This window comes from Neisseria perflava (assembly GCF_002863305.2).
In the GTDB taxonomy this organism is placed as follows: Bacteria; Pseudomonadota; Gammaproteobacteria; order Burkholderiales; family Neisseriaceae; genus Neisseria; species Neisseria perflava_A.
Genome location: NZ_CP136962.1, coordinates 1,106,230 through 1,121,143, shown reverse-complemented (window position 1 = coordinate 1,121,143; position 14,914 = coordinate 1,106,230). Strand labels below are relative to the sequence as shown.

Here is a 14,914-nt window from a genome sequence, read left to right as displayed (position 1 = left end):
ACAACGCAAAGGCCGTCTGAAATAGGAGAAACATATAATGAGTTTTGCTGACATTACCGTGGTGGGTATTACCGGCGCAGATTCTTATACCGAGGGCACGATGTATGCCATTATCCGCAGCTGTGCCGAATTGCCCGGAAGCCACGGATTGCTGATTAGCCCGAGCCGTCCGCAAGGTTTGCCGGAAAATATCCTGCATCAGCCTTGCCGGCCATTCGGTTATCTGGAATACAATCTGTTTGTTTTGTACCAACTGATGTATTACATCGAAACCGATTATTGTTTGATTGTTCAAAATGACGGCTGGGTGCTGAACGGTCAAAACTGGCAGGATGCCTATCGGGAATATGACTATATCGGCGCACCTTTGCCGATTTTGTTGGAAACCGAAGCCGATGGGCAGTTTTTCCTGAAGGGGACCGACCAATATTTGGCCAAACAGCATCTGATTCAGAATTCTTCGAATTTGGACGAGCCGCAGAACGGCGGTTTCAGCCTGCGCAGCAAGCGGCTTTTAACCATGCCTCGGCAACTGGGTTTAAATGTAGAAATCCGGCCGCCTTTGCCGCCGAGAGACGGAAAAATTGCCGGTATGGAATGGCTGGTGCGGCTGCACCACGAAGATATGTTTTTGACGGCGCAACACCGTTATACATTGCAGGACTTGGGTCTGAAATTTGCGCCTCCGAATATTGCAACACAATTTTCTTCAGAAGTACCGTTTATCAATCGAATGAGGAATGTCCCTTTAGAGCACGTCTTTGGGGCGCACTGGATGGGCAATGTAGTCTTGACCGGCTGCAACCGTGTCCGTTTTGTCCAATTGAATGAGGATAAATTGGAAACATTATCCCGTTTTTTTAGAAATTTGGGTTATGAATTAGAATAAATGAAGGCCGTCTGAAAGTTCAGACGGCCTTTTTTAATGGCTGTTAATGATGATGGTGGGCATGGCGTGCGGCCGCGCGTTTGGTACCGACAGGCACAATCAGCGTCGCGTAAGTATTGTCTTTCTGACATACGCTTTTATCGCCGTAATCGGTCTCGTTCACCACTTTGATTTTCCACAAACCGTCAATCAGCGTAATCACATTAACCACGCCGTTTTTATCGGTTTTGCCGGAGAAGCCTTGAGGTTCGCGGTGGTCATGGGTTGATTCCAAGTCCATTTCGGCCAAAGTGTCGGAGCTGGCGGTAACGGTGGCTTTAACTAAAGGCTCGCCTTTGTACAGGACTTTGACTGGCAAAATACCGCCGGCTTTGACTGCGTTCGGATTTTTCAGCGGAACCAGTTCCAGCTCTTGACCGATAGGGCGGGTCAATACCGCTTCATCGACTGCGCCGTTGCCCACGTGGATGAAACTCTTGCCGAACATTTGCGATTGTTCGCAATAGGTGGCACCGGCCAGCTGTTTCAAGGTTTGCTGTTTCCAGCCGTCTTGGTTTTTCGACCAGAAAGTCGGTTGGTAGGTCGCGCTGACCCAGTAGGAGCCTGCGGGCAGGGCGGCTTTGGAAACGTATTGATAGTTTTCGCCCTTATTCACCAAATCAACGGTTTTCTTTGAGCTGTCGGTCAATTGCAGCGGTTTGAAAATATGCACGCGGTCATCGGCGATTTTTTCGACATTGGGGAAGTCGTGGCTGTAACCCAAATCCGCATGCAGGATTTTGCCGGCAGGCTGATGTGCCGGTGCGGCCACCCAAACATCGTGCGCCTGTGCCACTGCGCCCAATCCCAGCAATCCTAAAAGCATCCACTGTTTCATCGTTTCTACACTCCATCTTTCTATTATTGAACAAAACGCCTAATGATTCGGCGAATACGAACGGTACTCTTTTTTATTAACTTTGTAAATAATATGGTTTAGATTTTATAGTTATAAATAATTATTTTTTGATTTCAGACGGCCTCGGTTTATATAACCAAAACTGATAAACCCAAAAGCAAACATTATTTCCCGTTTGCCTCCGATCCCGATAAAGTATCGCCATACTTTTAATAGGAGCCGACCATGAATATCCGTACCCTTTCTTTTGCCGCATTGACCGCCGCGCTGGCGTTGAGTGCCTGCTCTCCCAAAAACGAACAATCTGCCGACAATGCAGCTTCCGCAGGCAAGGGCGGTAATGTGAAGTTGTTGAACGTCTCTTATGATGTCGCTCGCGATTTTTATAAAGAATACAATCCTTTGTTTGTCAAAGAATATGCTGCTAAAAACGGCGGCGCAACGGTTGAAATCCAACAGTCGCACGGCGGCTCCAGCAAGCAGGCTTTGGCCGTGGCCAACGGTTTGGCTGCCGATGTGGTAACCATGAATCAGACTTCCGATATCGAGCTTTTGGTGAAAAAAGGCCTGATCAAAGACGACTGGAACACACGCCTGCCGGATAATGCCGTGCCTTATACCAGCAACGTCGTTTTCTTGGTACGCAAAGGCAATCCGAAACACATTCAGGACTGGGGCGATTTGGCCAAAGACGGCGTGCAAATCGTTTTGGCTAACCCGAAAACCACAGGCAACGGCCGCTACGCCTTTTTGGGTGCGTACGGTTATGGTTTGAAAGTCAATAACGGCGATGAAGGCAAAACCAAAGATTTTGTGGCCGCATTGCTGAAAAACACGCCGGTGTTTGAAAACGGCGGCCGCGCAGCAACGACGACCTTCAGCCAACGCCATATCGGCGATGTTTTGGTTACCTTTGAAAATGAGGCCAACTACGTCAGCAAAAAGCTGACCCAAGACCAATTTGAAATTGTCTACCCAAGCTACACTATTCTTTCCGAAGCGCCGGTTGCCGTTGTGGACAGCGTAGTCGACAAAAAAGGCACGCGTGCAGCTGCCGAAGCCTATCTGCAAAACCTCTGGAGCGAACCGGCCCAAGAGTTGGCCGCCAATCTTTACCTGCGACCGCGCAATGCCGAAGTATTGGCGAAACACAAAGCCGATTTCCCTGAGATTGAAACTTTCAATCCGAATGAGAAGTTCGGCGCTTGGTCGGACATCATGAAAAAATTCTTTGCCGACGGCGGATTGTTTGATCAGCTTTCCGGTAAAAAATAAGGTGTGAACATGGAGGCCGTCTGAAATTTCAGACGGCCTTTTGTTACAATAAGCCTTTTCCTTATCCACCTTTTCCCATGTCCCAACGCAAAATCATCCATATCGATATGGACGCATTCTACGCTTCGGTAGAACTGCGCGAGCAGCCGCATTTGAAAGGGCTGCCCGTCGTTGTGGCATGGGATGGCGCGCGCTCGGTTATTTGTGCTGCGTCTTATGAAGCGCGCAAATTCAGTTTGCACTCGGCCATGTCGGTGGCGACGGCAAAAAGACTGTGTCCTCAGGCGGTGTTTGTGCCGCCGCATTTCGATTTGTACCGCAAGGTGTCGGCGCAGATTCATGCCGTGTTTCGGCGTTATACCGATTTGATCGAGCCTTTGTCTTTGGACGAAGCCTATTTGGATGTTACCCGAAATTTTAAAAATATCCCGTATGCCAGCGAGGTGGCCAAACGCATTCGCGCCGAAATTTTTGAAGAAACCGGTTTGACGGCCTCTGCAGGTATCGCACCCAATAAATTTTTGGCTAAAATCGCGTCCGACTGGCGCAAGCCAAACGGACAGTTTGTGCTGCCGCCGCCCAAAATCATGGCGTTTTTGGAGAGCCTGCCGTTGGGTAAGATTCCCGGTGTCGGCAAAGTCACGCTGAAAAAGATGAATGCCCTCGGTATGAAAACCGCCGGCGATTTGCGCCGTTTTGAGCGCGGCGAACTTTTAAACCATTTCGGCCGCTACGGCTACCGCCTTTATGATTTGGCACGCGGTATCGACGAGCGGCCGGTCAAAGCCGAACGCGAACGCCTGCAAATCTCAACTGAAATCACTTTGCCCGAAGATTTATCTTTGGCGCAGGCTTCAAGCCATTTGCCGCACCTTGCCGAAGACCTTTGGCGGCAGATTGAGCGCAAAAACGTTGAAGCCAAAGGCGTTACCCTTAAACTCAAAACCCACGATTTCCGCATTATTACGCGTTCGCTGACGTATTCTTCCGTCCTTCCCGACAGTGCTTCGCTGCTTCAGGCGGCGCATACTTTGTTGCAACGCATACCGCCGCAACGCGAAGACGCCTTCCGCCTGATCGGTATCGGCGTGAGTCATTTGCTGCCGAAAAACCAGCAGCAGACGCTTTGGTTATAAAGAAATAGAAAAGCATTCTTTCCGTTTGAAGATAGGGCGCAGGACAATATCGTTCCATAACCATATCGACAGCCGTTTCAACAGGCCGTCTGAAAATTATTAGGAACAACCAGCCATGTCTTTATTCCGCCCACAATTCTGGAAAATCCCTGAAACCAATGATGCCGAACGCCGCCGCCTGCCTGAGTTGGCGGCTGCTTTGGAGCGCCGTTTGCAAGACATTGCCGCGCGCTATCCGCAAGCCGTGTTCGCATCCAGCCTTGCGGTTGAAGATATGGTCATTACCGATGCCGTTTGCCGTCTGAAACTGCCCATCCGCATCATTACGCTCAATACGGGCAAACTCAATCCCGAAACCGCCGCGCTGATTGCCGAAACCAATGCGCGTTATCAAACCGAATTGGAAGTGTTTTATCCCAACCGGCAAACCGCCGATGAATTTGAAGCTGAATTCGGCACGACCGCCATGTACGACAGCGTCGAGTTGCGCCGCCGTTGCTGCCATATCCGCAAAATCGAACCGCTCAACCGCGCTTTGCACAACGCGCCTGCATGGCTGACCGGACAACGCCGCAGCCAGTCCGAAACGCGCAGCGAATTGAATTTTGAAGAGCTGGATACGGGTCGCAACATCGCCAAATTCAATCCTATTTTTGATTGGGAAGAGCAGGATGTTTGGGCATATGCACACGAACACCAAGTTCCGCTCAATGCGCTTTATCATCAGGGCTATCCCAGTATTGGGTGCGAACCCTGCACGCGTCCGGTCAAGCTGGGTGAAAATATCCGTGCCGGACGATGGTGGTGGGAGAGCAAAGACAGTAAGGAATGCGGTTTGCACAAATAATCAAAGGGCTGTCCTGGATAACTAGAATACATCCTTCTTTACATTTGGATTACCTAGTTATCTAGGACAGCCTCTATATTCATTCACTAGATACTTTTATATTCTAATGATATAATTCACTACGGGTAAAAAAAGGAAATAAAAATGGGTTTCTTACTTAACTTATTTAAAAAAACTTCAGATAATGAAAAACTATTGTCTGGGGAAAATCAGCATATTCAGTATTTGATCAATAAGATTGAAGGTTTAGAAGAAAAACTTGAAAAATTACAATCAGATAAAATTAATTATGAGTTAATCATAGTAAACTTAAAAAATGAATTGGTTTCGTTGCAAAAAGATAAAGAAAGTTTACAACAACTACTTGATCAAAAAAATGAAGTACCATGCTTCCTAGATGATCATAATGATTTTGAGACCGAAGAGCCTTTATCTCATAATAATAATTTTACTGACATTACTGATGATGACATCGATGATGACATCACTGACGATGATATTCTTACAGAAAAAAGTATTAGAATTGATGGCGTTATTCTAGATGAAAACAATCCAGCTTTTATAGACGCTTTTGATATTGTTAATAATTCTAACGAAAGCCTGTTTCTAACGGGGAAGGCAGGAACTGGTAAAACAACATTTTTAAAATATCTAACCTCGCAATTAAAGAAAAAATTTATTGTTCTAGCTCCTACAGGAGTAGCAGCAGTTAATGCTGGTGGCGTTACACTACATTCTTTTTTTCAACTTAGTTTTAGTCCTTATTTACCTGATGATTCAAGATTAACTATAGAGGAATTAAAATTTAATAAAGATAAACTAGACATTATTAAAAATGTAGAAACTTATTATTGATGAAATATCTATGGTACGTTGTGATATCATAGATGCTATTTCACAGATTCTTCAAAGATTGAGGCATAACAATAAACCATTTGGTGGAGTTCAAATGGTATTTATTGGAGATTTATTTCAACTTTCTCCTATTGCTGATTCTAGGTTTTGGGAATTTCTTGGTGAGTTTTATAAAAATGAATTTTTCTTTGAATCTTATGCATTTAAAAATAAAAAATTTAAATATATTGAATTAGAAAAGATTTATAGACAGAGTGATCCGGTCTTTATTGATTTATTAAATAGAGTGAGAGAAAACGAAACAACAATATCAGATTTACAGTTGCTCAACTCTCGATTAAGAAATATCAATAACCATTCTCTAGATGGTTACATTACGCTTTCAACACATAGAAAAGATGCAGATTCATTAAACTCTATAAAACTGGCAAAACTTACAACAAAACTTTACTCTTTTAATTCTATTATTACAGGAATGTTTGATGAAAAATCGGCGCCTGCAGATATATTGCTATCTATAAAAGTTGGTGCTCAAGTGATGTTAATAAAAAATAACCTGCCTGATTATTATAATGGAAGTATGGGAGTTGTTGAAAAAATTGAAGAAGAAAGATCTATTAATGAGAATGGAGAAGAACTTATTGAAGATGTTATTTATATTAAATTGTACTCAAATAATGAAGTTGTCAAAGTTTTCAGAAACGTATGGGAAGAACATAAATATACTTATAATAGAGAAAAGAAAAGAATTGAGCCTGAAGTAATTGGTACATTTACACAATTTCCTATCAAATTGGCGTGGGCTATTACGATTCACAAAAGTCAAGGTTTAACTTTTGATAAGGTAATCATTGATGCAGGAAAAGCATTTACCCATGGACAAACCTATGTGGCATTAAGCCGATGCCGATCGCTAGAAGGTACATTATTAAAAACAAGGATTGATAAAAAATCAATTATTGTTAATGAGAATGTCCTTGAATTTATGCAGCAGCAAATGAAAAATAAACAAGCTGATTTTGATTTGGATGATGATTTGGATGATGATTTTCCATTTTGATGAATAGAATTTAAATAATAAAGGGTCTGATATTATATTAGCCCCTTTATTTTTTTGTTTTGTACGGACCAGTAAAAGTACAGTTATTTCTTGAGACCCCTGATAGCCGAAGCCCAAATGCAGGATTTCGGCTGTTGTGTTGGAGGAAAAGGCGAAGAGGTGTACTTTATTTATCAAGAATTTGTTTTTCGTTCAACAAAAGTGGAAAGCAGGGCGGTATCGATGTCCCATTTCCAAATACCTTGATCCGAGCCGTCCATACCGCGCAGGAAAAGGTAGCGGATGGCGATTTTGGGCAACGGCTTGCCGCGCAGAGCGTAGTAGCGCGCAATGGCAACAGCATAGATCAGGGCTTGCAGGTAGTAGTGATGATGCGCCACGGCTTCGTTCATCGCCTGTTGCGTGTAGGCGCTTGCATCGTTGCCCAAATGGTTGGATTTGTAGTCGATTAAAACGACATTGCCGTCTGAATCTTGGCAAACCATATCGATGAAGCCGTTCAAATAACCTTGTAAATCATGGAAATCAAGCAGTTGCGCGGCTTGAACGCATTCGGGCGGCAGGTTTGCTTCGCTTGAGGCAAACCAACGGCGCAAGTCGTCCAGTTTGAAATCGTCCATGTACAGGGTGAACCCCATTTCGGGCAGGCGTCGGGTCGTCGGAATCTGTGACAGGCTCTCGCCGATTAAAGGCGTCAGGCGGCAGGTGTCGAGCATGGCGCTCACCGTCGGCAGCCATTTGTCTTCAAAGCTGTGGCGTTGCAAAACTTCGGCAATCATTTCGGATTGGCTCTCGGCAGAGGCGGCGAAGTCGAGTTTTTCCAACATTTCATGCAAACATACGCCGGCATTGGTGCCGCGGGGGAAATGATGGATATCGAGGCCGTCTGAAAGTGGGGACGGCAGGTTTTCAGATGGCATGGCACGGTCTGCGCTTTCTGCCGGATCGATGGCAGGTTGCAAAGGCTCGTGTTGTTCGTCGGTTGACTTAGTATGCCTGCTCAAACCGGTAAAGCTGGTGTGGCGGATAAAGTCAAAATCGCGGCGTTTAATGCTATGTGCGCTCAAGGCTTGGTCTTGCTGGCGGCTGTATTGGTAGACGGTTTCCGGCGGAGCTTCTTCCGTGAAGGCAAACTCCGTATTTTCAGGCGCGTTTTTAATAAAGCGTTGCCAGTTGGTTTTAAGCATTTCCACAACGTCTGTCGTGCTTTGATAGCTTTGGCTGACGCTTTCGCGGCCGGCATCCGGCAAACCTTCGAGCAGATAGGCAAAAGGATTGTTCGGCGTACAGTTTTTGTTGGCGGCAGCGTAGATGTTGAGCTGTTCTTCGGCGCGGGTAAGGGCGACATAAAGCAGGCGTAAATCTTCTGCCGTCTTTTCGTCGGCCAGATGGCTTAGTTCTGCTTCCGAGGTTTGCGATTTCGCCAGCAGCTCGGTTTCATGGTTTTCGGTATGTAGGATTTTCCAGTTTTCTTTGGAATTGTCTTTGGTATCCCATGCGAAGGGGCAGTAAACCAAAGGATATTGCAAACCTTTCGACGCGTGCATGGTAACGATTTTGACCAGTTTTTCGTCGCTTTCAAGACGGATGGTTTGCGCATCTGACGGGAAATGGCCGCTGCGCGCACGGCTGATTTGTTCGTTTAACCATTTATGCAGGGCGGCAGGGTTGCGGCTTTGGCTGTCTTCTTCGGCCAAAAGCTCCAGAATTTGGTAGTAGTTGGTCAGGCTGCGCTCGTTGCCGCCTTTGAGCAGGCGTGTTTCAATATCATGTAGGACGGCAAACTGCTGCACGGCGGCAAAAATGCCACCTTTCCGCCATTTTTCCATGGCCTCGGCAGACGACTCCAGCCATTTGAGCAGCTGGTGTTCGTTGTGGTTGAGTTCGTAAATCTCTTTGGCGGTATAGCCGAACAAAACGCCGGTCAAGACAAAGCGCAGCCAGTCGGTTTGCCTTGGGTTGAGCCAAAAGCCGATCAGCGCGGACAGCGAGTCGGCCTCGGCGGAATCGAAAACGGACTGGCGCGACAGCAACACGCTTTGGATACGGCGCTGTTTCAGTTTTCCGGCAATCATCGCCGCTTCGTTGTTGGTACGGACCAAAACGGCAATATCGCCGGATTCCAGCGCGCGGCCTTTGAAATTCAGACGGCCTTCGGCTGCTTCATTGAGCGCAAAGGCAATTTCATCGGCGCAATATTCGGCGGCTCGGCTGCGCAAAATCTCTTTGCCGGTTTGATCGTCCGTATTGAGCCAGCGCACTTGGATGGCAGGGCGGTGTGGCGACAGCCGGCTTTCGGCGCGGCTGGCGGAGACCTCGCTGTAATCGATGTTTTCCAATACAAAGGGATGTTTTTTTTGTTTGAACAAAGCGCTGATGCCGTTGATCAGCTTGGCATGGCTGCGGTAGTTGACGGCGAGGGTGTAATGCCTGTCCGCATCTTGAGCGGCTTGCAGATAGGCGTAAATGTCTGCACCGCGAAAGCTGTAAATCGCCTGCTTGGGGTCGCCGACGAGAAACAGCGGGCAGCCTTGTTCGATAAAAATTTGGCGGAAAATTTCGTATTGCAACGGGTCGGTATCTTGGAATTCGTCAATCAGCGCGATTTCCCAGTTTGCCGCTGCCGCTTTTGCCAATGCGTTGCCGTGTTCATTGGTGGTCAATGCCTGATGGACGTCCAGCAGCAAATCATCAAACACGCGCTCGCGGCGTGATTTTTTTTGTTCGGCAATGGATTGGTTGATGTAGGAAAGTAGGTCGAGTTGCAGGCAAATGAAGACTGCTTCTTCCGCGCTTTTCATTGCCTGCAAATCACGACCGAGATTAGCCAAGGCTTGAAGCTGAATAATTTCCGGCGCATCGGCATCGGCTTTATATTCTTTTTTCAGTTTGCTGTTGAGCGTATCGATACTGAAGAGGCTTAATTTTTCTAGCGTTTGTTTGCTCAGGCGGGGCAGACGGTTGGATTCGGCGTTTGTTTTTAAATCGGTAAAAACATTTTCAAAGGTTTTTCGTTTGTAGGTTTGGCCGTTCAGTTTGGGAAAAATTGTCCAAAACGCTTTTTCCAAGTCTTTCAACTGGCCGCAAATTTTTTGCCATGTTTCTTGAAGCTTGGCTTGAGCTTCTTTCAAATTGCCTTCAGGCCGTCTGAATTTCAGATAGGGGCGGCCGGTATAGCTTTTGATTTCGGCAAGCATTTCTTCGGGTGTGCATTTTCGGTCAAAAACCAATTGTGCCAATGTGGTATCGGTTGCCACTTTCTGCCGCCAAAAGTCCTGCGCTGGAATCAGCAGCCTTTCGCGCGAGTCGTCCGACAGCTCGACATCCAAAGGTGCGCTGCACAAAAACGCGTAATCGCGCAAGACGCGCTGACAGAAGCCGTGGATGGTGTAAATCGATGCGTTGTCAAACTGGCTCAGCGCTGCTTTGAGGCGGAGAATCAGGCGATGGCAGCTTTCCTGTCCGTCTTGCTCGCCTAAAGCCAAAGGAATCAAGCGATTGAGAAAGTTATCGGGGGATTTTTTCTCTTTTTCGTAATATTTGTTCAGGCCGTCTGAAATATGTTCCGGCTCGCCACCCAAGGTTTGGATTTCGTTCAAAACCTGCAACACTTCGTCCAAACGCGCGCGCAAACGGGTTTTCAGTTCTGCTGTCGCCGCTTTGGTAAAGGTAACGACCAGAATTTTCTCGATGTCTTTTTTTTCTAAAACAATAAGTCGGGTAAAGAGCGCGGCAATGCCGTAGGTTTTACCCGTACCGGCAGAAGCTTCGATGAGGTTGGTGCCGTCGATGGAAAGGGTGAGCGCGTCAAAAGGAAGGGCGGAAGACATGGTTGGAACGGAATAATATTAGCGAGGCATTATCATAACAGAGATAGTGTGTGGTTTTGCATTGATGATAAAAATGCCGTCTGAAAACTTTCTGTTTTCAGACGGCATGTCTTAATGGCTATTCAATGACTTCAATAGCGCATCTTAGTAACGCAAACGGCGTTTGGCGTAGCTTGGTTGGCGAGGACGGTAGGTATAACGGTTCGCCGCAGAAGCTTTAGTGTTGTCATAGTAGTGCACAACATTATTACCGTTGATGGCCGTATTGTTGACGCTCAATCCGGTTGGAGAGCCGGTAGTAATAACGACATTGTCGCTTTGGATGACGTTTGCCGTATTGGTTACGTTGGCGTCGTTTTTACCTTTGGCGTTGATGCCGCCGTTTGGTTTGCCTGAAGCGTAGCTGCCGTTGACATTGACGGTCAGATTTTTTTCGTTAACGCTGCTGATCGCGCCGGAAGTATTGACTTTGTTGCCTTCTACTTCAACGGAGTTGTTGGATACCAAGTTGGTACCGTGCAGGTTGACGTCGCCGTTGTTGGCATTGATTTTAATATCGTTGCCGGCAGCTACATTTGCGCCTGCGGCGGTAGAAGAAGCGTTATTGGTTTTGTTGACGCCGACAGAGCCGTTGACGTGAGGAACGGCTACACCGGTTTCAACATTGATTGTCGCACCAGCGCCGATACCGACATTAACGGCTGTACCTTGGTTGGAGGCAGTATTGGCTGACTCGGTGAAGGTTACGCCGTTGCCTGCGGTAATGTTGACGTTGTTGTTGGCGGTAATATTGGATGCGATTTCAGCAGAGTCTTTGGCGTTGATGACAACATTGGCCGCATTCATATCGCCTTTGACGGCGGTAGATTCTTTTTTGTTTTCATCAGCGTAGTTGACGTTCAGGTTGGCATTCACATCAACGTTTGAACCGTCTTTGGTGTATGCGCCGACAGTCAAAGACGCGCCGCCTTGTTTGCTGCTGCTGTTGCTGGTGTTGTGAGCGGCAGTGTTGTGGTATGAACCTGCGTCAATGTTGATCGCACCGGTTACATCGTATTTTGTACCTTCATCAGACACTTTGTCATTTGCCAAAACGATGGCATTGCCTGCGTTGATGGTGGTGACGGTTGCAGTGGATTCATTGTGGGTCGAAGAGTTGCCTTGACCTTGCGCAGTGATTTCACCGCCGATGCCTTTGTTGGTGCTGATACCGGCAGAAACGACCAAACCGCCGCCGTTTTGTTTCACATCGGATTTTGCGCCGCTGTGTGCCGCCGCATGAGTAACGTTTTTGGCAGACTCAATCACATTGCCGGTCGCATTAATCACGGTACCTTCTTGATTAATATTGCCGTTGGCAGTGATGGTGGTGTTGCCGCCGGTGTTGATGTTGGATACATGGGATGTGTCCGTTACGGTCGTTGCATCCGTTTTGGTGCTGGTAATACCGACAGATACGCCGACGCCTGCGGCGTTATTTTTTCCGTATGCGGTGGCAGATACACCCAAATCGGTTACGCGGCCGGATTCGGTCACTGTGCTGCTGCCTTTGGAGGCAACAACATTAACGTCATTGGCTGCGGAAATGTTGACGGATTCTTCGCCGTTGACTTGGCTGCCGCTGACGGTAACGTTTGAGTTGGAAGACAACTGGGTGTTTTTACCGGTCAAAATGCTGCCGTTCAGGCCGACAGAATGGGTGTCGGTGTGGGTATCGGTGAATTTGATACCGGCTTTGGCAGTCACGCTGCCGTTTTCTTTATTGGTTTCAGTACCGGAGTAGCCTTTGATGGAATACTCGTTGACCTGTTTGTTTTCTACCGCTTTGGCAGCATCGATGGTCAAATCGCCTGCGGAAGCCAGTTGCAGTTTTTGTGCCGCAAACAATGCAGAGCCGATCACATTGATGTCTTTGTTGGAAACAACGGTCAGGTCGGCATTGGAAACCAGGGTGGAACCGGTTACTTTTTCAATGCTGCTGTTGCTGCTGGTTTTAGAGGTCGTGATATTGAAAATCGTACCTTTACGCGCGCTTTGTGCGGAAGTGTCGGTGCTGGTGGCGTTTTTAATATCAACATTGCCTGCTTTGGAGCTGACGAATGTACCGGCTTGGCCTTCGACGGTACTGCCGTAAACGTTGACGCCGTTTTTTGCACCCAAAACTACGTTTGAGTTGGCAGTAATGCTGCTGCCGTGCAGGTTTTCGGTACGGTTGTTTTGAACTTGGCTTTCACCGCCGAACAGGCCGCCCCAGTATTTTTTCTGGTCATCGAGGCTGCTGGTGTTGATGGTGGTTTGCGTACCCAAGTTGATGTTGTTGACATCGGTAACGACATTGCCGTTTGCCGCGATGCTTGCGCCGTAAGTGCTTAAATCGCCTTCAGAAATCAAACCGATATCACCGGCTGCGGAGATTTTGGTTTGATGGGCGGTAGAGTTTTTGGAGGATTTTGTAGCGATACCGGTTTTCAGGGCAGCAGTTTCGTTTTTGAAGCTGACATAAGTCGAGCTGCTGTCGGTTTCGCTGTTGCTGCTCAATACGATGCCTTGTTGGGCGGCAATGCGTGCATCGGCAGCCGAGTTCAGTTCGGTCGCGTCCAATTGGACTTTGCCTGTGGTCGCAATATTGACAGAGCCGGCATTGATTTTGGTTTGATGCAGGCTTTCGTCAACAGAAGAACTCAGGTTGTTGTTGTACCAAAGGCCTTTGCTTTGAGTGTGGTCGGATTCTGTACGGTTGGTGGTTTTTACCGCGTTAGAATTGATGTTGCCTGTGGCAGAGGCGGTCAGCGCGCCGGCATTGATGTTGGCCGCGCTTAAGTTGAGGCTGCCGCTGTTGTTCAGAGTCAATGACTCGGATGCATTGATATTGCTGGCGGTAAAGGTTTCCGTTTTGTTGCGGTCTGAACGGAAGTGCTGAACATTTTGCGCTTCTTTGCCGCTGGAAGATTTGTTAGCGGAATGGCTGGTAACCGTGCCTTTGATGTCGGTATCGCGGGCAAACAATTCCATTTGTGCGCCGGTCAGGTTGGCGGACTGGATGCTCAGGTTGCCTTTGCTGTCGATATTCAGGTAGCGGGTACCGGTAATGGCGGCATTTTGAATGTTTTGTTTGGCGCGTTTGTCTGTCGCGTGGATGCGGATGGTACCGGCGCGCATACTGCCGAAGATATGACCGTCAAGAACCGGCGCATTTGAAGCTGCGTCCAAGGCTTCGATTTGTGCGGTTTTGTAGTCGAAGTTGCTTTTGCCTGAAGAAACGTTGATGGCGTCGGCGGCATTGACGTTGGCTGATTTGCCGACCACAACTTGCGGCGCGAGCAGGTCAACCACGCGGTTGCCGCTCAAATTGCCGTTTACTTGCAGCTGTTTGCCATTGTCGCTGATATGGAAAGATTTCAACGTGCCGTCTGAAACGGTTGGCGTACCGACAACCAAGGATGCGCGGTTGGCATTCAGGATGCTGCCACCGTTGTGGGTAATGCCGTTAGGATTTGCCAAAACATAGTCTGCGGCAATACCGAAGATCTCTTGTTGACCTAAAATCAGGGAAGGGTTTTTGCTGACTACTTCGTTCAAGATCACAGATGCGGCCTGACCTTGGAAGTTTTTGTTGGCAGACAGGTTTCCGGCCAGTTGGGATTTGCCGGCGGACAGGGCGTTATTCAAAACGGCGCCGTGTTGGGAAACGTTGTACTTGTTGTATTGGTTGTGAGAAAGACCTTGGGCCGTCGGTGCGGCAATGTTGACGATGTCGACATTGTTCTGCTGCTGTACCGAAGTTTGGCCGATGGCTTCGATATTGGCGGCTACCGCTGCATTTCCCAGGAATGCAAAGCACACGGCGACAGTCACTTTGCCGGAAGCTGAGAGCTTAGGCTGATATAAAGTGTCGATTTTCATGGATTTTAATCCTTATTTATCGTGATGGAGAGTGAATCAGAAATCCCATATCGGGTATCGGATTTCTGTTGAGAAAACTTTTGAATGTATTAACATTGGTATGGAAATTTTTACAATCATACCACCAGTATGACCTTGTGTGCACTATTTCAAATGCAAATAAAAGCCGCTCATCTTGTTGATATTAATAGAAAATTAATAACGTTAAGACGAGCGGTTTA

Annotated in this window: 9 protein-coding genes; 6 read left to right on the top strand and 3 right to left on the bottom strand. The window is 47.5% G+C overall.

The window, feature by feature from the left end; genetic code table 11:
* The first annotated feature begins 37 nt into the window (after positions 1–37).
* Positions 38–889 (top strand): DUF5672 family protein, encoded by an 852-nt coding sequence (locus tag CYJ98_RS05100; RefSeq protein WP_101755592.1) that lies wholly within the window; start codon positions 38–40, stop codon positions 887–889.
* 43 nt (positions 890–932) lie between these two features.
* Here the strand turns inward: CYJ98_RS05100 and CYJ98_RS05095 are convergent, their stop codons facing one another.
* The gene (locus CYJ98_RS05095; protein WP_101755591.1) at positions 933–1,766 is read right to left on the bottom strand and encodes a DUF4198 domain-containing protein; all 834 of its coding nucleotides are present in this window, start codon (positions 1,764–1,766) and stop codon (positions 933–935) included.
* A 252-nt stretch (positions 1,767–2,018) separates the two neighbouring features.
* Between CYJ98_RS05095 and CYJ98_RS05090 the strand changes: the two genes are divergently transcribed.
* The 5 genes from CYJ98_RS05090 to CYJ98_RS05070 all read left to right on the top strand — a co-directional run bounded on the left by CYJ98_RS05090 (position 2,019) and on the right by CYJ98_RS05070 (position 6,960).
* Positions 2,019–3,062 (top strand): sulfate ABC transporter substrate-binding protein, encoded by a 1,044-nt coding sequence (locus tag CYJ98_RS05090; RefSeq protein ID WP_180947867.1) that lies wholly within the window; start codon positions 2,019–2,021, stop codon positions 3,060–3,062.
* Positions 3,063–3,139: 77 nt separating this feature from the next.
* Entirely contained in the window at positions 3,140–4,198 is a 1,059-nt protein-coding gene (gene dinB / locus CYJ98_RS05085; protein WP_101755589.1) for a DNA polymerase IV, read from the top strand.
* Positions 4,199–4,313: 115 nt separating this feature from the next.
* Entirely contained in the window at positions 4,314–5,045 is a 732-nt protein-coding gene (locus tag CYJ98_RS05080) for a phosphoadenylyl-sulfate reductase (protein WP_101755588.1), read from the top strand.
* A 144-nt stretch (positions 5,046–5,189) separates the two neighbouring features.
* On the top strand, positions 5,190–5,900 hold the full coding sequence (locus tag CYJ98_RS05075) for an AAA family ATPase (RefSeq protein WP_101755587.1): 711 nt from the start codon (positions 5,190–5,192) through the stop codon (positions 5,898–5,900).
* 10 nt (positions 5,901–5,910) lie between these two features.
* Positions 5,911–6,960 (top strand): ATP-dependent DNA helicase, encoded by a 1,050-nt coding sequence (locus CYJ98_RS05070; RefSeq protein WP_101755586.1) that lies wholly within the window; start codon positions 5,911–5,913, stop codon positions 6,958–6,960.
* Between the two features lie 173 nt (positions 6,961–7,133).
* On the opposite strand, the gene recB is transcribed toward CYJ98_RS05070, so the two are convergent.
* Positions 7,134–10,790 carry an exodeoxyribonuclease V subunit beta gene (recB, locus tag CYJ98_RS05065; protein ID WP_101755585.1) on the bottom strand — a complete coding sequence of 1,219 codons (3,657 nt, stop codon included), beginning with the start codon at positions 10,788–10,790 and terminating at the stop codon, positions 7,134–7,136.
* 144 nt (positions 10,791–10,934) lie between these two features.
* Positions 10,935–14,693, bottom strand: coding sequence for a hemagglutinin repeat-containing protein (locus CYJ98_RS05060; protein ID WP_101755584.1), 3,759 nt, complete (start codon positions 14,691–14,693; stop codon positions 10,935–10,937).
* Between the last annotated feature and the right edge of the window lie 221 nt (positions 14,694–14,914).

Bases quoted from the DNA above. Each gene is read 5' to 3' on its own strand.
- CYJ98_RS05100 (WP_101755592.1), top strand. From the start codon at position 38: ATGAGTTTTGCTGACATTACCGTGGTGGGTATTACCGGCGCAGATTCT.
- dinB (WP_101755589.1), top strand. From the start codon at position 3,140: ATGTCCCAACGCAAAATCATCCATATCGATATGGACGCATTCTACGCT.
- CYJ98_RS05060 (WP_101755584.1), bottom strand. From the start codon at position 14,693: ATGAAAATCGACACTTTATATCAGCCTAAGCTCTCAGCTTCCGGCAAA.
- CYJ98_RS05070 (WP_101755586.1), top strand. From the start codon at position 5,911: ATGGTACGTTGTGATATCATAGATGCTATTTCACAGATTCTTCAAAGA.
- CYJ98_RS05075 (WP_101755587.1), top strand. From the start codon at position 5,190: ATGGGTTTCTTACTTAACTTATTTAAAAAAACTTCAGATAATGAAAAA.
- recB (WP_101755585.1), bottom strand. From the start codon at position 10,790: ATGTCTTCCGCCCTTCCTTTTGACGCGCTCACCCTTTCCATCGACGGC.
- CYJ98_RS05095 (WP_101755591.1), bottom strand. From the start codon at position 1,766: ATGAAACAGTGGATGCTTTTAGGATTGCTGGGATTGGGCGCAGTGGCA.
- CYJ98_RS05080 (WP_101755588.1), top strand. From the start codon at position 4,314: ATGTCTTTATTCCGCCCACAATTCTGGAAAATCCCTGAAACCAATGAT.